Genomic DNA, 21,634 nt, shown 5'->3' with positions numbered 1-21,634 from the left:
TCAGTGCGACGGCTTAATGTGTCCGTCGTGACTGAGAGCGCCACCACGACGAGCAGCCCGGTGGGGACAGGTGCGTCCGCGCCCACCCCGGCCCCGGGCCCCGCGGCCGACGAGGGCCTGGCCCGCCGCCTGCGCGCGCTCGCCTGCACGGCGCCGCTGCACGACCTCGACACCCGCAAGGCCAACCTCGCGGGCGAGTACGGCGCCTACGAGATGGCCGAGCTGGCGCTGGCGGCCATCGATCAGGTCACCCTCCAGATGGACTTCGACACCGGTGCCGACCACGAACAGATCCTCGCCAGGCTGCTGCCCCGCGTCGCCGCCCAGGCCCCCGGCCGCCCGACGGCCGAGCACGAGCGCGTCGCCCGCTGGGTGCTGGAGAACCTGATCAACGTCGGCAGCGTGGACCGCGGCTTCCGCGCCGTCTACGGCACCTTCGGCACCGACGGCGTCTACGTACGGCGGGACTACGACTTCAAACTCATCGAGGAGGTTCCGGGGCCCGGCGGCAGCGTCTACCTGCGCACCACGGACGAGGCCGTCAACGTCCTGGTGGGCGCCCTGGACACGGACGTCACCAGCGCCCAGATCGCCGCCGAGGTCAAGCTTGAGGTGCTCATCAACCGCGGGCGCCTCGCCGACGCGCAGCTCGCCGCCGAACAGGCCCGCTACCGCACCGTGCAGTACGCCGAGACGCTGCGCCGCACCCTGGAGGCCACCCGCCGCGACGTGCGCGCCGTCGACTGGCTCAACGCCGTACCCGACATGATCACCGAGGCGCTGGACCACGTCGCCGACCGCTACCGCCACGAGAACGCCATCCTCACCAACATCCGCAAGGCACGCGACGAGGCCGACTCCGAACGCGGGCCCGACCACAAGCGCCGCGCGGCCGAACTGGTCGACATCGTCAAGGACTGCATCCGCCGCCACACCCAGCTCCAGTCGCGGCTGCTGGAGGCGGGCCCGCTCTTCCGCGCCGAACAGGACAGGCAGGCCTTCGCGCCACCCGCGGCCCGCGCGGGACTCGACCTCCACGGGCAGCTCCTCGCTCCGCTTCTGCCACTGCCACTTCAAGACGCCACCCGGGTGACCGACGCCTTCTTCGCGCGGGGCGTCGGGCTGCGGACACCGGGCGCCGTACGCCTGGGCGATCTGACCGACCTGCTCCTCACCCCGCCCGCCCCCCGCGAGCACCTCGGGGCCGAGATGCCCGAGCCCGACCTGGTGGCCACACCGGACGACAGCCGCTTCAGCGAGCAGCAGCTGGAGGCCGCCATGGAGTTGCTGGAGCTGCCCCCCGACGCTCCCCGCCGGCTGTCGGGGCTGCTGGCCGACGCCCGCCGGCGCGACCCCGATCTGCCGTATCTCATCGCCCTGCTGGCCGTGCACGCGGCGAGCCCGCCGGTGGGCACCGCCTACCGGCAGGGCGAGCAGCGGCTGGTGTTCGCCGTCGACGACGGTACGCAGTTGGAGGACGAGCAGTTCGGCGGCGCCGACCTGATCGTGGGGACGGCGCTGCTGGATGCCGCCGGGATGGCGGCCGACCGGACGGAGGCGGTGTGACCCCTGCCCACCGCGCCGGTAAGCGGCGAGGCCCCACGCTTCCGCACGAGACGAACGAGTACGGATCATGACTGACTTCACCCCGGAGCCCGACCCCGAGGAGGGAGCGGGCCGCAGCGCCGCCGCACCGCAGGTGACCCCCGCGGACGCGGCGGACGCGGCGCGGCTCGTCTCCTACGGGCTGCACCCCAAGCTGGTCCCCGCCAGGGACGCGGACTACACCGAGCTGCTGCGCCGCTACCGCGACGAACCCGCCTTCGCACGCCTGGCCGACGCCGTGGCGACGGGACTCGGACTGGTGGTCCTGGAGGTCTCCACTCGCGCGGGCATGGCCCTCGCGGCCGCCGAGGACTCCGTCTTCGCCGTCCGCATGGGCGACTACGCGCGCCGGGCCACGGCCGACTCCGCGGACCGCTTCCTGCACGGCCTCGCCCATCTCGCCTGCGCCGCCATGGCCTTTCCCCGGCCCGAAGACCTGGCGGACGACGGCTACATCGGCCGGATCACCGTCAACGGCGTCGACTCCTTCGTGCGCCAGGCGTGCCGCAAGCTGGAGGAGCGGGCCGAGGCCGAGGGCGAGAACACCGACCCGGCCACCGACGCGCCGAGCCTGGAGGCCGCCTGGCGGGTCTACGCACGCCGCAGCGCGACCGGCGCCACCAAGGACGCGCGCAGGCTCGCGGGGTCGACCACGGGCATCGTCGCCAAGGCCGCCTCCTTCCTCGCCGACTCCGGCTTTCTCCAGCGGACGGGCGACGACGCCGGCGGCACCTACCGCACCACAGCCCGCTACCAGCTCCAGGTCCGCGACATGGCGGGCAACGCGGCCATGGCGGAGCTGCTGGAGCTGGGCGTCGTCCCCGTCTCCGACGGCACGGCGAGCCTGCTGCCGCCGCGCGACGAGGACGGCCTGGACCTGGCCCCCGACGCCGGGCTCCCCTTCCACTCCTGACCCACCAGCTGCCCACGCCCACCCCGCCGACGTCCCACACACGAGAGCACCGCCGCCATGTACGAGCTGTCCCGGATCCGCCTCTACTCCATCGGGCCCGCCGGCGCGCGCTACGCCGACACCGTGCTGGACCTGCGCGGAGTGGGGGACGCCGTGCCCAGCCCCGCACCGGCGCAGGCGGACTTCTTCGAGGAGGAGCCCCAGGGCCCGCCCCGCCGCCCCGCGCCCGCGGGCGTCCTCTTCCTGGAGAACGGCGGCGGCAAGTCCGTCCTGCTCAAGCTGATCTTCTCCGTGATGCTGCCCGGCCACCGCAACACCCTGGGCGGCGCCAGCTCGGGTGTGCTGCGCAAGTTCCTGCTCGCCGACGACTGCGGCCACGTCGCCCTGGAGTGGCAGCACACCCGCACCGGGGAGACCATCGTCGTCGGGAAGGCCAGCGAATGGCGGGGCCGGCAGGTCTCCGGCGACCCGCGCAAGTTCGCCGAGGCCTGGTACTCCTTCCGCCCAGGACCCGGACTGTCGCTGGACGCGCTGCCCGTCGCCGAGTCGGCCGCGCTGCGCCCCCGCGTCGAAGGGGCGTCCTCGGCGCGCGGCAGGCGGCGCACCATGAAGGGCTTCCGCGACGTCCTGACGGAGACCGGAAAGGCGTACCCGAATCTGGACGTGGTCTGGGAGGAGGTGCACGAGCGTTGGAACGAGCACCTGACGTCGCTCGGCCTCGACCCCGAGCTCTTCCGCTACCAGCGCGAGATGAACGCCGACGAGGGCGAGGCGGCGGGCCTCTTCGCCGTCAAGAACGACTCGGACTTCACCGACCTGCTGCTGCGGGCCGTCACCGACACCCGTGACACCGACGGGCTCGCCGACCTCGTGCACGGGTTCGCGCACAAGCTGGGACGCCGCGCCGAGCTGACCGCAGAGCGGGACTTCACCGCGGGCTCCCTCGAACACCTGGAGCGCATCACCCAGGCCGCCGAGGCCCGCGGCCGCGCCCGCGAGATCCACGCGGGCGCCGAGCGCCGCACCCGGTCGCTCGCCCAGCGGCTGACCGCGCGCGGCACCCAGGAGCGCGGTCGCGCCGCGGAGCTGGCCGAGCAGCTCGCCCAGGCCGGGGAGTCCGTCACCGCGGCCGAGGGCGCCCGCTCCCGCGCCTCCCGCGTCGCCGCCGAACTCGCCTACCGGCACGCTTCGCTGGCGCTGGCCGCCGCGGAGAAGTCGGCGGCGGCGCAGAAGCGCGAGCTGGGTGAGGCCCGTACGCTGCACGCGGCGTGGCAGGCGGCGGAGACGGTGCTCGCGCACCGCACGGCCGCCGACCGGTCCGCCCGCGTGGCGGCGGCCATCCGGGAGGCCGAGCGGGACGCGGCGCCCGCCCTCGCCGCGCGTTCCCAGGCGGCCACGGCGCTGGTGCGGGCCCTGAACACCGCGGCGGAGGACAGCGAACGCATCGCAGGCGAGCAGGAGGAGCGTTCGAGCGCCCTGCTGACCGACAGCGAGCGGTCCCACCGGGAGGCCACCGAGGCCGCCACCGAGGCACAGCGCGCCCGCAGCGAGACCGAGCACCTGCGCCAGCGGCTCACCGAGGTCGAACAGGAGATGGCCGAGGCGGTGCGCGCGGGCTGGCTCGACGACAGCGACCCGGACGCCGACCCCGCCCGCGCCGCGCTCGAGGCCAGCGACGCGGAGAGGAGCGCCGTCGCCGCGTTCGAGTCGGCGCGCGACGCGGCGGCCCGCAGCGGCGAGCGCGCCCGCGAGCTGGCGGGCCGGCACGCCGGCGCGGAACTGGCCGCGGCCCGCGCGGCGGACGCGGCCGAGGCGGCGGAGTCCACCCATGCGGCCGAACGCGCCACGGCCGAAGCCCTCGGCGTCGAGGAACGCCTCGCCGAGCTGCTCGGTCTGCCCGGCGCACCAGCCGGCGGCCCGGCCTCCTCCCGCCGTGCCGCCCCCGGTGCGGGCGCGAGGGGCCCGGCCCGTGCCGCCGTACCGGGCCAACGCGACGTGGGCAACGCGCCGGACGCGCTGGCCTCGACGGCGGAGGAGGGGCCCGGCGCCGGCGAGCCGGGGAACGCCCGCTCCGCCGACAGCGACGGGACGGCCGCGCGTCAGGACACGGGGGATGACCGCCTTGCCGGTCCGGGGCAGGCGGCAGGCGCCTCCGAGGGCGCAGCGGACCACTCCCCGCACCCGGACGAGGCGGGCCCCACGGGCCCGCTGACCGCCGAGGAGGTGGACCGCAACGCCGAGGCGCTCCAGGAGCTGCTGGACGAGGGCGTGGCCCGAGCCGAACGCCAGCTTTTCGACCTGCGCACCGCGGCGGCGGACGACGCGCGGATGCTCGGTGCGCTCGGCGACGGCGGGCTGCTGCCCCCGGGCCCGGACGTGACGGCCACGGTCGAGTATCTGGGCGAGCACGGCGTCCCGGCCCTGCCCGGCTGGCGCTACCTGGCCCAGTCCGTCGACCCCGCCGACCACGCGGCGGTCCTGGCCGCCCGCCCCGAGCTGGTCGACGGCGTCGTCATCACCGACCCGCGGTCGCACGCGCGCGCCCGTGAGGTGCTGGCGAGCGCGGCGCTGCTGCCGCGCTCAGCCGTCGCCGTCGGCACCTCGGCGGCGCTGCTGGCGCCGGCGCCAGCACCCGACGGGGGCGGGGAGACGGGCGACTCCGGCGTCTTTCTCGTACCGCCGAACCCGGCCATGCACGACGAGTACGCGGCCGACGACGAGCGCCGCCGGCTGCGCGAGCGGGCCGCCGCCCGCGACGAGGAGATCCGCGCGCTGGCGGCACGGCTGGCCGCCGACCGGGCGCTGGCCGCCCGGCTCGCCTCATGGCGCACCGGCTGCCCCGAGGGCCGCCTCGGTGCACTCGCCGACGCCGCCGCCGAGGCACGGCAGGCGGCCGAGGCGGGCGAGCGCCACCTCGTCGAGGTGAGCGAGGCGCGCGTGGAGGCCGACGCGCAGGCGGCCGAGACCGCCCGCGTGCGCGACGAGCGGGGGGAGCGGGCACAGCGGGCGCGGCGCAGCGCGGACGCGCTGGCGGGGCTCGCCTTCCGGCTGCGGGAGCGCACCGCGTGGCAGACCCGGTTGCGGGAGCTGGCCGACGACATGGCCACGGCGCAGGAGCGCGCCGAGGCGTGCTCGGAAAAGGCGTACGCGGCGGACGAGGACCGGCGCACCGCACAGCGCGCCGCCGACGACGCCCGCCGCACGGCCCGCACCCTGAGAGCGGAACGTGCCGAGATCGCCGGCGTTCCCGACGCCCCCGAGGAGCCCGACGCGCCCGGCGAGGGGGCGCCGGCCGACGGAGGGGCCGACGCGGCCGGGGGGAAGGCGGCCGGTGCCAGGCCGGCGTCGCTGCCGGACCTGCGTGAGGCCTACCGTTCGGCCTCCCAGCTCTACGAGAAGGTCGGCGTCGGCGCCGACCTGCGCGCCGAACAGGCCCGCGCCGAGGGCGACGAGTCCGCCGCCAAGGCGGCGCTCGACCGGCTCACCAACAAGGTGCGCACCCGCGCGGCCCAGCTCCTGGAAGGTCCGGACGGAGCCGACGGCCCCTCCCGGCAGGCGGCCGCCGCCCGCGCCGAAGCGCTCGTCCAGCGGCTGGAGTCGCGCGGCTCCGACGTCAGCGAACAGCTCGGCCGGCTCCGCGGTGAGGCCGAGCGGCTCGCGCCGCCGGACGGGCACGCCCACACCGAACTGCCCGCCGAGCGGGTGCCGGGCGACGCGGCCGAGGCCCAGAGCCTGCTGCGGACGGCCAACGCGGAACTGGCCACCAGGGGCGACGAGCTCGACGCGGCGCGCGCCGCCCACGAGTCGCTGCGGCGCGCCCACATGGCCGCCGAGGACGCCGCCGGCGGCTTCGACGAGACGGCGACCACCCTCCGGGACCTGCTGCGCGACCCCGCCGCCTCCGTCGCCGCAACGCCCCACGGCGAGGAGGAGCCGCCCGAGCCGTATCCCGGCGCGCTCGCCGAGGCCCGTCAGGCGGCGGCCGAGGCCCGGCGCTCGCTGCGCGGTTGCGCCGCCGACCTCGGTTCCGCGGAAGGGGCCGTGCGTGAGGCCTGTGACGTGCTCGTACGGCACGCCAACTCCAGCCGCTACGAGCACGTGCGCACCCCGGCCAGGCAGCAGGTGCGCGAGCTGCCCGCCTCGGCGCTGCCCGACCACGCGGCTGCCTGGGCGGCGGCGTTCGCGCCCCGGCTGCGGGTACTGACCGACGAGCTGGAGCAGTTGGAGCGCAACCGGGACAGCATCGTGGACCGGCTGCGCGGCCTGGTGGAGTCGTCGCTGACGACGCTGCGCTCGGCACAGCGGCTCTCCCGCCTGCCCGAGGGGCTGGGGGAGTGGTCGGGCCAGGAGTTCCTGCGCATCCGGTTCGACGACCCCGACCAGGCCACGCTCACCGAACGGCTGGGCGAGGTCATCGACGAGGCCACCCGCACCGCCGTGCGCAAGAACTCCGACCTGCGGCGTGACGGCATGTCACTGCTGCTGCGCGGCGTCCACGCGGCGCTCCAGCCGCGCGGGGTGTCGGTGGAGATCCTCAAGCCGGACGCCGTGCTGCGCGCCGAGCGGGTGCCCGTCGGACAGATGGGCGACGTCTTCTCCGGAGGCCAGCTGCTGACCGCGGCCATCGCCCTGTACTGCACGATGGCCGCCCTGCGCAGCAACGACCGCGGCCGGGACAAGCACCGGCACGCGGGGACCCTGTTCCTGGACAACCCCATCGGGCGGGCCAACGCCACCTATCTCCTGGAGCTCCAGCGGGCTGTCGCCGACGCCCTGGGGGTCCAGCTCCTCTACACCACCGGCCTGTTCGACACCACGGCTCTGGCGGAGTTCCCGCTGGTGATCAGGATGCGCAACGACGCGGATCTGCGTGCGGGCCTGAAGTACATCAGCGTGGAGGAGCACCTGCGGCCGGGTCTGCCGGGCCCCGCGGACGAGGAGGGCGGGGCCGAGGTGCACGGGGAGATCACCGCGACACGGATGTTCCTCCGCCCCGACCACGCGCGGCCTTCGGGTGAGGAGAGCGGCTCTGCCGAGCAGCCGTCACCGGAGGCTGCGGGCCCGCACGTTCCCGCTCCTCAGCCGCCGAGGGACGCGCCGGGCGCGGCACCCTCCCGGCACCCCTGACGTCCCGCTTGTCCGGTCCGTCCTGCCCGTCCGGTCGGTCCCGTCCGTTCTGGCGATCCGGCCGGTCCGGCCCATCCCGTGCGTCCCGTGCGTCCCGTGCGACCCGTCCGTTCTGGTCCGGGCCGGCGCCCTGTGCCGTTTCCTCGCGTCCCGCGCGCCGGTGTGCCTCCACCGCGCGGCGCCGTGCCACGCTGCTGGGCTCCGAGACGACGCCATGCCGCTGGACCCACACCTGCCGCGTGATCCACACGTCCAGCACCGCCCATGTCGCCACGATGGTGCCGCCGATGGTGGCGAGCACCATGGGGAAGGCCAGCCACACGCCGGCCATCGAGCAGAAGAACGCGATCATGAGCAGCACCAGCGTCAGCGCCGCGATGATCACCGCACGCGCCGCCGCCGCCCGGACCGGATCCGGCAGGCGGGGTTTCGTATACATCCTGTTCACTCCCCCTCCACGACCCCCTCGATCTTCCCACGGTTCCGCAAACGTGTCCTTGGACACAAACCCTGAACGCCCGCCCGGGCATCGACGGACAACTCAGGATGAGGCGCCACGGACCGCCTGTTCCCGTGCCCGTACACACCTACGAGTTGCCGGTGCGTCAGTAGTAAGCTCACGCCGTTTGCTGTCGGTACACGCCCCCGTGCGCTGGGGAGTACGTAGGGGAGGCCATGCGCTTTCGCGGGAAGTCCATCCGCCGGAAGATCGTGGTGCTGCTGCTGGTGCCGCTGGTGTCTCTGGTGTCCATTTGGGGCTTCGCGACCTACATCACCGCGACGGAGGCGAACAGCCTGCTGCGGCTGGATGAGATCACCCGCAAGATCGGCGATCCCACCGAGGACGCCGTCCAGGCCATCCAGCAAGAACGCCGCCACATCATGGTGCACATCGCCGACCCCCAGGGCGGCGCGGGACTGGAATCCCTGCGCAAGGCGGAGCGCGCCACCGACAAGAAGGTCTCCGCGGTCCGCCGCAACGCCGCCGACGGCAGCCTCCGTTCCGATCTGGGCCCCGACTCGCGGGCCCGGCTCGACGACTTCCTCGGCGCGCTGGACGGCCTCGACGCGCTCCGCTCCCGGGTCGAGAAGGACACCATCACCCGCGGCGGTGCCTTCCAGGCCTACAACGAACTGGTCGACCCCGCCTACGCGGTCATCAGCTCGCTGAGCGCCGTCGACGACGTCGGCCTGGAGAAGGAGGGCCGCGCCCTCGTCTACGTCTCCCTCGCCCGTGAGTACCTCTCCCGTGAGGATGCCCTGATGGCCGCCGCCTACGCCGCGGGCGAGTTCACCCGCGGCGACCAGCGTGCCCTCTCGGACCGGGTCGCCGAGCGCAACATCACCTACCAGACCAACCTGCCCTCCCTGCCGGCCACCGACCGGCAGATGTTCGAGAACTACTGGAACAGCACCAACGGCCGTACCCTGCGCGGCAACGAGGACGCCGTCATCGCCGCGGGGCCCCGCAGGACCGAGGGCCCGGTCGGTCAGGAGCGCTGGCGCCAGGGCATCACCGCGGCCCTGGACGACCTCAAGCGGATGGAGGTCAAGGCCCAGCAGCGCTACCAGGACCGGGTCGACCCCGTCGCCACCCGCGTTCTGGTGCAGGCGGCGGCCGCGGGGGTGCTCGGGTTCCTGGCCGTGCTGGCCTCCCTCGTCATCTCCATACGGGTGGGCCGCAGCCTCGTGCGCGACCTGGGCGCGCTGCGCAAGGAGGCCAACGAGTCGGCGGGTGTGCGGCTGCCCAGCGTGATGCGGAGGCTGGCCGCGGGTGACCGGGTCGACGTGGAGGCCGAGTCCCCGCACCTCGACTACTCGGCCGACGAGATGGGGCAGGTGGGCCAGGCGCTCAACACGCTGCAGCGCGCCGCCGTCGAAGCCGCCGTCAAACAGGCGGACATGCGGCGCGGCGTCTCCGAGGTCTTCGTCAACCTCGCCCGGCGCAACCAGGTTCTGCTGCACCGCCAGCTCACCCTGCTCGACGCCATGGAGCGTCGCACCGAGGACGCCGACGAGCTCGCGGACCTCTTCAGGCTCGACCACCTCACCACCCGTATGCGCCGCCACGCCGAAGGCCTGGTCATCCTCTCAGGCGCTGCCCCCTCCCGGCAGTGGCGCAAGCCCGTGCAGCTCATGGACGTCGTGCGGGCCGCCGTCGCCGAGGTCGAGGACTACGAGCGGATCGAGGTGCGCAGGCTGCCGAGGCTGGCGGTCGACGGCAGCGCGGTCGCCGACCTGACGCACCTGATCGCCGAGTTGCTGGAGAACGCCACCGTCTTCTCGCCGCCGCACACGGCCGTGCAGGTGCTGGGGGAGCGTGTGGCCAACGGCTTCACGCTGGAGATCCACGACCGCGGCCTGGGCATGACCGCCGACGCGATGCTGGACGCCAACCTCCGGCTCGCCGAGACGCCCGAGTTCGAACTGTCCGACACCGACCGGCTGGGCCTCTTCGTCGTCTCACGACTCGCCCAGCGCCAGGGCGTCCGGGTCTCCCTGCAGCCGTCGCCCTACGGCGGCACCACGGCCGTCGTCCTGATCCCCGGCGCCGTCCTCACCGAGACCCCGGGTCGCGACGAGGAGCAGCGCCCGCCCCGCACCGCCATCGAGGCCGGCGGAAAGCCCGCCCGGCCTCTCGACGGGCCCGTCGAGCTGGAGGCCCCGATCGACGAGACACCCCCCACCCGTGAAGGCCGCGGTCTGCCACAGCGCAGGCGGGCCCCTGCCACCGGCCCCGTTCCCGCGGCGGCCGGGGAAGTGCACCAGCAGGCCCAGGACGAGGCCGCCTCCGCGTCCCGCGGGCAGGACCGCACCGCGGCGGATGCCGCGGACGAGGGCGGCGCGAACGGCGGGCAAGCGCCGCTGCCGCGCCGCCGTTCCGGGACACCCGTGCTCGTCTCCGACAACGGCTGCACCGTCGGTCCTGACCGCCGCTCAGGACCGGAGCGGCGTACCGGCGAAGCGGACCGTCAGGACTCCGGTACGGGCGCGCACACGGGCGGGCCCGCGCCGCTGCCCCGCCGTAAGAAGCCCGGTGCGGCTTCCGGGGCGCAAGGAGACCGTCCGCTGGCGGAGGCCGGCACCACGCCGGACGCCGGCGCCTCACCGGACGCCGGCACCCCGCGCGACACCGGCACCCCGCGCGACACCGACGCCTCGCAGAGTGTCGGCCCCACGCGGGACGCCGGTGCCTCCCCGGCCGACAACGCGTCCCCGGCCGACAACGCCTCGCGAGTCGGCGGGCTGCCGCGCCGGGTGCGGCAGGCGAGCCTCGCACCGCAGCTCAAGGCCGACACCCCGACCGTCAGCACCCGCATGCCATACGGCCGAGCGGGCACCCAGGATTCCAGCACGCCGGATGCCGCCGAGCGCGACGCCGACGAAGTGCGCAGCAAGATGGCCTCCCTCCAGCGCGGCTGGGAACGCGGCAGACGCGAGAGCGAACCGCCGCACGACGCGGGGGAGTCAGCACCAGGAACGACACCGGGAGGGGACGGTCGATGACCGCACCGAACGCCGCATCGCACTCCGCTGGAAGCGGCGAACTCAACTGGCTCCTCGACGAACTGGTCGAGCGCGTGGGCAGCATCCGCAAGGCGCTCGTGCTCTCAGGTGACGGCCTCGCCAGGGGCGCGTCGCAGGGCCTCACCAGAGAGGACAGCGAGCACCTGGCGGCCGTCGCCTCCGGGTTCCACAGCCTGGCCAAGGGCGTCGGCCGCCACTTCGACGTGGGCGGCGTCCGCCAGACCGTGGTCGAACTGGAGGACGCCTTCCTCTTCGTCACGGCGGCGGGGGACGGCAGCTGCCTGGCCGTACTGGCGGACGCGGAATCGGACGTCGGCCTGGTCGCCTACGAGATGACGCTGCTGGTCAAGCGCGTCGGTGCCCACCTGAGCACCGCGCCGCGCGCCACCCCGGCGGGCGGCACCACCACAACCAACTGACGCGGACGGTGGACGGCGGGGGATCTCGGGAACGAGGCGGGGAAACCGGGGGAACGAGGAAATGAGGGGACGGGGCCGGCAATGACGGACCACTGGTTCGACGACGCGGCAGGACCCGTGGTGCGGCCGTACGCGATGACGCGGGGCCGCACCCGCAGCAGCGTCGTCGCGGCGCAGCTCGACCTCATCGCCCTCGTCCTGTCCGACGAGCCGGGCGAGGGGTGCGCGGACGATCCGGAGGGGCCGCCCACCGAGGACGCGCTCCTCGCGGATCACTCGCTGGCCCCCGAACACCTCGACATCGTCCTGCGCTGCCGCCGCTCCGCCCTGTCGGTGGCGGAGCTGGCGGCCGAACTCGATCTGCCCGTCGGTGTCGTCCGGGTCCTGATCGGCGACCTGCTGGAAGCCGGACTGGTCCGCGTCACCCGTCCCGTCCCTCCGGCCGAGCTGCCGGACGAGAGCATCCTCAGAGAGGTGATCAATGGTCTTCGGGCGCTCTAAGCGGGGTGGCAGGAAGGCCCCCGCCGAGCCGGTCACGCTCAAGGTACTGGTGGCGGGCGGATTCGGCGTCGGCAAGACCACCCTCGTGGGGGCGGTCAGCGAGATCAAACCGCTCCGTACCGAGGAGACGCTGACCGAGGCCGGACGCCGGTTCGACGACACGCAGGGGGTGGAGGCGAAGACCACGACGACGGTCGCCATGGACTTCGGCCGCATCACCATCCACGACGAACTCGTGCTCTACCTGTTCGGCACGCCGGGGCAGGACCGTTTCTGGTTCCTGTGGGACGAGCTGGCCAGCGGCGCGCTGGGCGCCGTGGTGCTCGCCGACACGCGGCGGCTGGAGGACAGCTTCGCCGCCATCGACTACTTCGAACGCCGCTCCATCCCCTTCACCGTCGCCGTCAACTGTTTCGACGGGGCCGACCGCTATCCGGCGGAGACCATCAGGGAAGCGCTCGACCTCGACGGGGAGGTGCCGGTGATGCAGTGCGACGCGCGGCAGCGCGAGTCCGCGCGGGACGTGCTCATCTCCGTGGTGGAGCACGCCATGCACACGGCCGCGCAGCGCGCCGCGCACAGCCCCGCCGAGACCTGAGCAGCCCAGTCGGTGCCGTCCTGGCGGCGTGCGCCGCGGTGCCGGCGGGGCTGAGAAGGCGGCCCGGCGGGGCTGTGCGCGCGGGTGCGCCTCAGCTCTCCTGCCACCCGAAGCTGCGTTCGACAGCCTTGTGCCAGTTCTTGTACTCCCGCTCCCGGTCCTCCTCGCTCATGGCGGGCGTCCACTCGGCGTCGCGCTGCCAGTGGGAGCGCAGCTCGTCCAGGTCCGACCAGACGCCCGTGGCGAGTCCTGCCGCGTAGGCGGCGCCCAGGCAGGTCGTCTCCGCGACCACGGGACGGATCACGGGAACGCCGAGCACGTCGGCCTGGTGCTGCATCAGCAGGCTGTTGGCCGTCATGCCGCCGTCGACCTTCAGGCTGGTGATCTCGACGCCGCTGTCCTGGTACATGGCGTCGACGACCTCACGGGTCTGCCAGCTCGTCGCCTCCAGCACGGCCCGCGCGAGGTGGGCCTTGGTCACGTACCGGGTCAGCCCCGTGACCACGCCCCGCGCGTCCGAACGCCAGTACGGCGCGAACAGCCCGGAGAACGCCGGAACGATGTACGCGCCGCCGTTGTCGTCCACACTGGCCGCCAGCCCCTCGATCTGCGAGGCGTCGTCGATGATGCCCAGCTGGTCCCTGAACCACTGCACCAGGGCGCCGGTGATGGCGATGGACCCCTCCAGGCAGTAGACGGGAGCCTCGTTGCCCAGCCGGTAGCCCATCGTCGTCAGCAGCCCGTTCCGGCTGGGGACCGGTCGGTGCCCGGTGTTCAGCAGCAGGAAGGAGCCGGTGCCGTAGGTGTTCTTGGCCTCGCCGACGCCGTAGCACGTCTGTCCGAAGACGGCCGCCTGCTGGTCGCCGAGCGCCGAGGCCACGGGTACACCCGAGAGCCGGCCCACGGCGGTGCCGTACACCTCCGAGGAGGAACGGATCTCGGGCAGGACCGCGGCGGGCACGTCCATCGCGTCCAGCACCGACTGGTCCCACTCCAGCGACTCCAGGTTCATCAGCATCGTCCGGGACGCGTTGGTCACGTCCGTGACGTGTCCGCCGCCCTCCGTGCCGCCGGTCAGATTCCAGATCAGCCACGAGTCGAGCGTGCCGAACGCGATCTCGCCCCGCTCGGCCCGCTGCCGCAGCCCCGGCACCTCATCCAGCAGCCACGCCACCTTCGGCCCCGCGAAGTAGCTGGCCAGCGGCAGCCCCGTACGGTCGCGGAAGCGGTCCTGGCCCGCGTCGCCGCCCAGGTCGGCGCACAGCTGCGAGGTGCGGGTGTCCTGCCACACGATCGCGTGGTGCACCGGCTCACCCGTCGCGCGGTCCCACAGCACCGTCGTCTCGCGCTGGTTGGTGATGCCGATGGCGCTCAGCTCGTCGGCGCGCAGCCCCGCCCGCTCCAGCGCCCCGTCCACCACCGACTGCACCCTGGTCCAGATCTCGGCGGCGTCGTGCTCCACCCAGCCGGGTCTGGGAAAGATCTGGCGGTGCTCCTGCTGGTCGACGGCGACGATCCCGCCCCGCTGGTCGAAGACGATGCAGCGGCTGGAAGTGGTGCCCTGGTCGATGGCTGCGACGTACTTGTCCGTCATGGTTGACGACCCCTCGTTCGGTGCGTTCGGACGTCGTGCTCAGAATGCGGCCTTACGCGGCAGTGCGCCGAAGCCCCGCCGATCGGTGCCCTACGGCCCCGCCGATCGGCGGCCCACCCGCCGGCGACGGCCGCCCCACCCGGCAGCGACGGCGGCGCCGGCGGCGAGCGTGACGGCAGTGTTCAGCCGGGCCGAGAGGCAGTCAAGGCCGCTGACACGACGGACGCCGCGGCCCGTTGTGCGACGTGATCGTCGCGACTGTCACGGGCACGTCACCAGACCCTCACGTCCCCGTACGCGTACCGGATCATGCGAACCACCCCCGCGGGAAGCACGTCCACACTGAACAAGAACGGTGGCACGGGACCGACGGGGGTGGTCCCGAGCCACCGTTCCTCATCTCCCGGTTCCCTGATAGATGAGGGGAGCATGAGACGCATCCGCACCGCACCCCGCATCCCCCTCCTGGCCGCAGCCGCGCTCCTCGCCCTCGCCGTGGCCCCGGCCCCCGCCGCGGCCCACTCCGCCACAGGCCACGGCCAGGGCCACGGCCGCCACGGACACGGCCACGGACACGGCCACGGGGACGGCCCCGAGGCTCCCAGGGAGTTCGTCGCCCTGCACGACGTCGCCCCCACCATCCGGCAGGAGATCCGCTACCAGACCCCGCACAACTTCGTCGGCGAACCCATCGACGGCTACCGCGAACCGCTGTGCCTGGTCACCAAGGACACCGCGAAGGCCCTCGCCAAGGCGCAGCGCTCCCTCCTCAGGCGCGGCTACACCCTCAAGGTGTACGACTGCTACCGCCCGCAGCGCGCCGTCGACCACTTCGTCCGCTGGGCGCAGGACCTGGACGACGAGAAGATGAAGGCCGAGTTCTATCCCCGCGTCGAGAAGAACCGGCTGTTCGAGGACGGCTACATCGCCGAGAAGTCCGGGCACAGCCGCGGCAGCACCGTCGACCTCACCGTCGCCGAACTGCCGGCCGCACCGACCCGCCCCTACGTGCCGGGCGAGCCGCTGACGCCGTGCTACGCGCCCAAGGGCGAACGGTTCCCCGACAACTCCGTCGACACGGGAACCGGCTTCGACTGCTTCGACACCCTCGCCCACACCGACGACCCCAGGATCACCGGCGAGCAGCGCGCCAACCGGCAACTCCTCAAGACCACACTGGAGCGGCAGGGCTTCACCAACCTGCCCGAGGAGTGGTGGCACTTCACTTACGAGCCCGAGACGTTCCCCGACACCTACTTCGACTTCCCCGTGGAACGCGGCTCACTGTCCTCGCGTCACTGAACCTCATGACGCACCCGGCGCGGGGTGCCGCCGCCCGGCCCCTCACCCGCAGCGGCAACACCCCGCGCCGCCGTCACCTGACCCGCACCGCGTACCCCACCTCGCCGCCGTCCTCCCGCTCGACCACCACGGACCCTCCGCGGCCCACCCGCACCGTGAACCGTTCGGCCCGCGGACGCTCCCGGCCCTCACCCGGATCGGGGATCAGCAGCCCGCCGCCGGTCCGCCCCGGGGCGGGCGGCCACACCTCCAGCTCCGTCTCTCCGCCCAGTGACCGCACCGGTACCGCCGTACCGGCGCGGGCCAGTACCGGCACCCGGTCCAACGGCGCCGCCACCCGCACCGTCGCCGGCCCCTTGAGCGGCCGAGCCGTGGCGGTGTCGTACCAGCGGCCCGCGGGAAGCCGGACGGCACGCTCCCGCACCCCGGGCTCCAGCACCGGCGCCACCAGCAGCGCGTCCCCCAGCAGGAACGCGTCCTCGCAGTCCCGCAGCCGGCGGTCCCGCGGATGCTGCCACCACACGGGACGCACGTACGGCGCACCCGTGCGGTGCGCGAGCTGAGCGAGCGTCATCAGATAAGGGGCAAGCCGCTCGCGCGCCGCCAACGCCGCCCGCACGTGTTCCAGCACCCGCGGGCGGGACTCCCACGGCTCCCCTTGATCCTCCTCGGCGGCCCGGGTGCGCAAGAGCGGCAGATACGCGCCCAACTGGAGCCCCCGCACATACAGCTCGGGCGACGCCTGTGCCGACGCCTCACCGATGTCGGGCCCCGCGTACGGAATGCCGCACAGGCCGAGCCCCAGCACCAGCGACAGCGCCGCCCGCAGCCCCTCCCAGCCGCCGCCGGCGCCACCCGTCGCGGACCCGCCGTACCGCTGCGTCCCCGCCCAGCCGGAACGCGAGACCAGGAAGGGACGCTCCTCGGGCCGCAGTTCCCGCAGCCCCGCGCAGCCGGCCTCGGCCATCGCCAGCGCGTAGACGTTGTGGGCCTCCCGGTGGTCGCCGCCCCGGCCCTCCAGAGCGTGGCGCGCGGACAGCGGCAGCGTGGGGTCGCCGAAGGCACACAGCGAGAAGGGCTCGTCCCCGGTGTGCCACACCCCGGCGAACCCCTGCTCCAGCCGCTCCGCGTACAGCGCACCCCACCACTTGCGTACCCGCCGGTCCGTGAAGTCGGGGAAGACCGCCTCGCCTCCGTGCGCCCCTCCGCGCACCACACGGCCCCCCGCCTCCCGTACGAACACGTCGGCCGCGCGTCCGCTGTCGAAGACCGGGTCGCCCGCCCGCGCCCGCACCGCGGGCCCGACCGACGACACCAGACGCACCCCGGCGGGCAGCGGCCACGGCGCCGGCCCCCGCGCGCCCGCCCCACGGGCGTCGCCCCCGGTGGAGCCGCGGCCGTCGGAGGGGAACTCCTCGACGTGCAGCGCACGCAGCGGCAGCCCGAGCGCGCGGCGCCCCTCGGCCACCCGCGCCGGCCGCTGCGCGTCGCCGGCCGCACCGAGCGCGTGCTGGTATCCCAGCGCCCAGCCGGGCGGCACCGCCGGGGCGCCCGTCAGCGCGGCCCAGCCGTGCAGCATGCGGGAGGGTGCGCCGGCCACGGCCCAGTACCGCAGCGGACCGCCCGTCATCCGCACCTCGCACCGCCCGGGACGGTCGTGCCCCGAGCCCAGCCCCTCAGCGCCCTCTTGCAGGTCCACCCGCCCGTCCCGGGAGTTGTCGTGGAAGACGAGGAGCGTGCCCGCGTCCGCCACGCTCACCAGCACCGGCATCGTCACCGACAGGGGAGGGGACACGAGACCCGACAGGCCTCTCTCCGTGCCCGCCCGGCCGGGTGCCGAGCCCGACCGGAAGGGCGCGGAGCGCCGCGGTCCTGGTGCGGTGTTCCACAGGCGGTACGAGCCAGAGCGCAGCCGGGGCCCGTCGGCCCGACCACCCAGCCCGAAGAAACGGGCGTCCGCCGGCAGTTCGGAGCGCTGAAGCCACCGCGGCCCCGCCGCCGCGGCCGCCCCGCCCGACTCCGCCCACCACCGGGGCGGGTGGTCGCGGCGCAGCAGCGCGCCACCCGGCGTACGCACCTCCACAGCGCCCAGCCGCGAGACCGTCACCAGCATCCGCTCGGAGACCACCCGCCAGCCGCCGTCCTTGTCCGGCTCCAGACGCGCCCGCTCGTCGGCAGCGGGAGCGGCCCCCGCCAGCGCGTACGACGGCTCAGGATCGGCACCGTCCCAGCCGACGAACACCGCGCCCGCCACCGTCACCCGCACACACAGCACCGACCGCGCGAAACGGACCGTCCCTCCGCCGGGGCCCGGCTCGGCACCCGTTGCCTCACCCGGGGTGCGCGCCCGCTCCGCCCGCTGCCGCGGCAACCCCTCCGCGTCGGCGCGCCGCCTGCGCCACGCCGCCCGCCACGCCCCCACCCCCCGGCCCCTGCCACCCACCGTCACCGACCGCACCAGGTCACGCGCGTCCATGCTGCTCAGCCTGCCACCGAAGCAGCGCCGCGTCAGCGCTGTTCAGCGGGCGTTCACCCGCTGGTCACCAGGGGCTCCGCACACTCCGCACAGCCCGGATGTGTGACTCTTGCCCTGGCACAACCTGTGATCGCATGGCATCGTCCCGGCCGGAAGACGCGATGACGCGTACAGACGCCAGGGAGCCGCACCATGACCGCAGCGCACAGCGACAGCAGTACCTCGCACCCCTCCGCACCGGAGGCGCTCTGGCGGCCCGATCCCGCCGGCTTCCCCACGGCACGCCTCACCCGGTTCCAGAGCTGGGCCGCACAGCACCACGGTGCCCCCCAGCCCGACCCCGACGACCCCGTCGCCTCCTACGCCGCACTCCACCGCTGGTCCACCGCACACCTGGCCACCTTCTGGTCCGCCTTCGCCGACTGGTGCGACGTCCGTTTCAGTACGCCCTACGAGACCGTACTGACCGACGCCTCCATGCCCGGCGCCCAGTGGTTCCCCGGCGCCACCCTCAACTACGCCGAGCACGCGCTGCGGCACGCCGAGGATCCCGCACGCGCCGACGAGCCCGCCCTGCTGCACGTCGACGAGACCCACGCACCGGCCCCCCTCAGCTGGCGCGACCTGCGTGCCCAGGTCGCCTCCCTCGCCCATGAGCTGCGCCGGCTCGGCGTCCGCCCGGGGGACCGCGTCAGCGGCTACCTCCCCAACATCCCGCAGGCCGCCGTCGCCTTCCTGGCCACCGCGGCCGTCGGCGGCGTGTGGACCTCCTGCGCCCCCGACTTCGGCGCCCGCAGCGTCCTCGACCGCTTCCAGCAGGTCGAGCCGACCGTCCTGTTCACCGTCGACGGCTACCGCTACGGCGGCAAGGAACACGACCGCCGCGAGACCGTCGCCGAGCTCCGCGCCGAACTGCCCACCCTCCGCGCCGTCGTCCACGTCCCCCTGCTGGGCACCCCCGCGCCCGAGGGCGCGCTGGAGTGGCACGACCTCACCTCCGTCGACGCCGAACCCGAGTTCGAGCAGGTCCCCTTCGAACACCCCCTGTGGGTCCTCTACTCCTCGGGCACCACAGGACTGCCCAAAGCCATCGTCCAGTCCCAGGGCGGCATCCTGCTCGAACACCTCAAACAGCTCACCCTGCACAACGACATGGGGGCGGGCGACCGCTTCTTCTGGTTCACCTCCACCGGCTGGATGATGTGGAACCTGCTGGTCTCCGGGCTGCTCACCGGCGCCACCGTCGTCACCTACGACGGCAGTCCCGGCTACCCCGACACCGCGGCCCAGTGGCGCGTCGTCGAACGCACCGGCACCACCATCTACGGCACCTCCGCCGCCTACGTCATGGCCTGCCGCAAGGCCGGCGCCCACCCCGGGCGCGACCTCGACCTCTCCCAGGTCAAGTGCGTGGCCACCACCGGCTCCCCACTGCCGCCCGACGGCTTCCGCTGGATCCACGACGAGGTCTCGCCCGACATGTGGATCGCCTCCGTCAGCGGCGGCACCGACGTGTGCAGCTGCTTCGCCGGCGCCGCACCCACCCTCCCGGTGTACACCGGAGAACTCCAGGCACCCTCACTCGCCGTCGACCTCGCCGCCTGGGACCCGCACGGCACGCCACTCCTCGACGAGGTCGGCGAACTCGTCGTCACCCGGCCCATGCCCTCGATGCCCGTCCGCTTCTGGAACGACCCCGACGGCTCCCGCTACCACGACAGCTACTTCGACATGTACCCCGGCGTCTGGCGCCACGGCGACTGGATCACCCTGACGAGCCGCAACACCGTCGTCATCCACGGACGCTCAGACTCCACCCTCAACCGGCAGGGCGTCCGCATGGGCTCAGCGGACATCTACGAGGCCGTCGAACGCCTCCCCGAGATCCGCGAGTCCCTCGTCCTCGGCGTCGAACAGCCCGACGGCGGCTACTGGATGCCCCTGTTCGTGCACCTGGCCGAGGGCGCCGTCCTCGACGAGGCGCTCCGCGACAGCATCAAACAGACCCTGCGCAAGAACCTCTCACCCCGCCACGTGCCCGACGAGATCATCGAGATCCCCGCCGTCCCCCACACCCTCACCGGCAAACGCCTCGAAGTCCCCGTCAAACGCCTCCTCCAGGGCACCGCCATGGAGAAGGCCGTCAACCCCGGCTCCGTCGACAACGCCGAACTGCTCGACTTCTACGCCCAGCTCGCCCGCGACCGCACCTGAAGCGCCGACACGACGAGGAGGGCCGCCCCGCGACAGCGCGGGGCGGCCCTCCTTTCTCGTCTCGTCAGCCTCGTGGCGTCACTCCCCGGACAGCACCGCCTGCGCCGCCGCGCGCGCCTCCGGGCCGCTCTCCGCCGCCCGCGCCGCGGCCGCGGCACGCTCGCACTGCGCCAGCGTGTGCTTGGCGAGCTGCGCCCGCACGAACGGGATCGCCGACGAACCCATCGACAGGCTCGTCACCCCCAGCCCCGTCAGCACACAGGCCAGCAGCGGATCCGAGGCCGCCTCGCCGCAGACACCGCAGCTCTTGCCCTCCGCCGCGGCAGCCTCCGCCGCCGTCGCCACCAGGTCCAGCAGCGCGGGCTGCCACGGATCCTGCAACCGCGAGAGCGCACCCACCTGACGGTCGGCGGCGAACGTGTACTGCGCCAGATCGTTCGTCCCCAGCGACAGGAACTCCACCTCCTGGAGCACCGAACGCGCCCGCAGCGCCGCCGAGGGAATCTCCACCATCGCGCCGAACTTCGCGCTCAGCCCCGCCTCGCGGCACGCCTCGGCGAACGCCCTGGCATCCGCCCGGTCCGCCACCATCGGCGCCATGACCTCGAGGTAGACGGGCAGCCCCTCGGCCGCCACGGCCAGCGCCCGCAGCTGCCCCTGCAACACCTCGGGGTGGTCCAGCAGCGTCCGCAGACCGCGCACGCCCAAGGCCGGGTTCGGCTCGTCGGCGGGCGTGAGGAAATCCAGCGGCTTGTCGGCCCCGGCGTCCAGCACCCGCACCACGACGCGCCCCTCCGGGAATGCCTCCAGCACCTGCCGGTACGCCTCGGCCTGCTTCTCCTGCGAAGGAGCCCGCTCGCTGTCGTCCAGGAACAGGAACTCCGTACGGAACAGCCCCACGCCCTCCGCGCCGGCCTCCACGGCCGCCGGTACATCAGCAGGACCGCCCACGTTCGCCAACAGCGGCACCTTGTGCCCGTCCGACGTCGCGCCGGGGCCCTTGGCGGCCTCCACAGCCGCCTTGCGCTCCTCGGCGTCCCGCGCGAGCGCCTCCCGCTCCGCTTCCGTCGGGTTCACCGCCACCTCACCGGTACTGCCGTCCACCGCGACGACCGTCCCCTCGGCCAGCTCACCCGCGCCCGGCAGCGCCACCACGGCCGGCACCCCCAGCGCCCGCGCGAGAATCGCACTGTGGCTGGTCGGGCCGCCCTCCTCGGTCACGAAACCGAGCACCAGAGCCGGGTCGAGCAGCGCGGTGTCCGCGGGCGCCAGGTCCCGCGCGATCAGCACGTAGGGCCGGTCGCTGTCCGGCACGCCCGGCATCGGCACGCCCAGCAGCCGGGCGACGATGCGGTTG

At 74.0% G+C, this 21,634-nt stretch carries 12 protein-coding genes (1 of these 12 running past the window's edge); 9 read left to right on the top strand and 3 right to left on the bottom strand.

The features are described 5' to 3' along the window. Positions 1-27 precede the first annotated feature (27 nt). The 7 genes from MMF93_RS04280 to MMF93_RS04245 all read left to right on the top strand — a co-directional run bounded on the left by MMF93_RS04280 (position 28) and on the right by MMF93_RS04245 (position 12,691). The gene (locus MMF93_RS04280) at positions 28-1,566 is read left to right on the top strand and encodes a hypothetical protein (protein ID WP_242749669.1); all 1,539 of its coding nucleotides are present in this window, start codon (positions 28-30) and stop codon (positions 1,564-1,566) included. Positions 1,567-1,633: 67 nt separating this feature from the next. Beyond that, complete coding sequence (locus tag MMF93_RS04275) at positions 1,634-2,518, top strand: hypothetical protein (protein WP_242749668.1); 885 nt, start codon at positions 1,634-1,636, stop codon at positions 2,516-2,518. 57 nt (positions 2,519-2,575) lie between these two features. Beyond that, positions 2,576-7,645 carry a hypothetical protein gene (locus tag MMF93_RS04270; RefSeq protein WP_242749667.1) on the top strand — a complete coding sequence of 1,690 codons (5,070 nt, stop codon included), beginning with the start codon at positions 2,576-2,578 and terminating at the stop codon, positions 7,643-7,645. Positions 7,646-8,320: 675 nt separating this feature from the next. Further along, positions 8,321-11,152: a sensor histidine kinase gene (locus MMF93_RS04260; RefSeq protein WP_242749666.1), complete on the top strand. Its 2,832-nt coding sequence runs from the start codon at positions 8,321-8,323 to the stop codon at positions 11,150-11,152. Continuing rightward, a complete protein-coding gene (locus MMF93_RS04255; RefSeq protein WP_242749665.1) occupies positions 11,149-11,592 on the top strand; it encodes a roadblock/LC7 domain-containing protein in 444 nt (147 codons plus the stop codon). The genes MMF93_RS04260 and MMF93_RS04255 overlap by 4 nt, the downstream gene beginning before the upstream one ends. A gap of 81 nt (positions 11,593-11,673) precedes the next feature. Beyond that, the gene (locus MMF93_RS04250; protein ID WP_242749664.1) at positions 11,674-12,093 is read left to right on the top strand and encodes a DUF742 domain-containing protein; all 420 of its coding nucleotides are present in this window, start codon (positions 11,674-11,676) and stop codon (positions 12,091-12,093) included. Further along, on the top strand, positions 12,074-12,691 hold the full coding sequence (locus MMF93_RS04245; protein WP_242749663.1) for a GTP-binding protein: 618 nt from the start codon (positions 12,074-12,076) through the stop codon (positions 12,689-12,691). Before MMF93_RS04250 ends, MMF93_RS04245 begins: the two co-directional genes overlap by 20 nt. A 91-nt stretch (positions 12,692-12,782) precedes the next feature. Here the strand turns inward: MMF93_RS04245 and glpK are convergent, their stop codons facing one another. Further along, positions 12,783-14,285: a glycerol kinase GlpK gene (gene glpK / locus MMF93_RS04240; RefSeq protein WP_242749662.1), complete on the bottom strand. Its 1,503-nt coding sequence runs from the start codon at positions 14,283-14,285 to the stop codon at positions 12,783-12,785. A 429-nt stretch (positions 14,286-14,714) separates the two neighbouring features. Between glpK and MMF93_RS04235 the strand changes: the two genes are divergently transcribed. Next, positions 14,715-15,587 (top strand): M15 family metallopeptidase, encoded by an 873-nt coding sequence (locus tag MMF93_RS04235; RefSeq protein ID WP_242749660.1) that lies wholly within the window; start codon positions 14,715-14,717, stop codon positions 15,585-15,587. 73 nt (positions 15,588-15,660) lie between these two features. Here MMF93_RS04235 and MMF93_RS04230 read toward each other — a convergent pair whose 3' ends face one another. Continuing rightward, positions 15,661-18,063 (bottom strand): glycoside hydrolase family 31 protein, encoded by a 2,403-nt coding sequence (locus tag MMF93_RS04230; RefSeq protein WP_242749658.1) that lies wholly within the window; start codon positions 18,061-18,063, stop codon positions 15,661-15,663. A gap of 192 nt (positions 18,064-18,255) precedes the next feature. Here MMF93_RS04230 and MMF93_RS04225 point away from each other — a divergent pair, with 192 nt between their 5' ends. Further along, positions 18,256-20,277, top strand: coding sequence for an acetoacetate--CoA ligase (locus MMF93_RS04225; protein WP_242749656.1), 2,022 nt, complete (start codon positions 18,256-18,258; stop codon positions 20,275-20,277). A gap of 78 nt (positions 20,278-20,355) precedes the next feature. On the opposite strand, the gene ptsP is transcribed toward MMF93_RS04225, so the two are convergent. Continuing rightward, positions 20,356-21,634, bottom strand: partial view of a phosphoenolpyruvate--protein phosphotransferase gene (gene ptsP, locus MMF93_RS04220; protein ID WP_242749654.1) — the 3' portion only. Its footprint extends 392 nt past the window's final position; the window shows 1,279 of its 1,671 coding nt (coding positions 393-1,671); its start codon lies off the right edge, out of view; its stop codon occupies positions 20,356-20,358.

It is taken from the genome of Streptomyces tubbatahanensis (genome assembly GCF_022699385.1).
Taxonomy (GTDB): Bacteria; Actinomycetota; Actinomycetes; order Streptomycetales; family Streptomycetaceae; genus Streptomyces; species Streptomyces diacarni.
The sequence above is the reverse complement of the archived record's forward strand: the minus strand, read 5'-3'. Positions and strand labels throughout refer to the sequence as shown.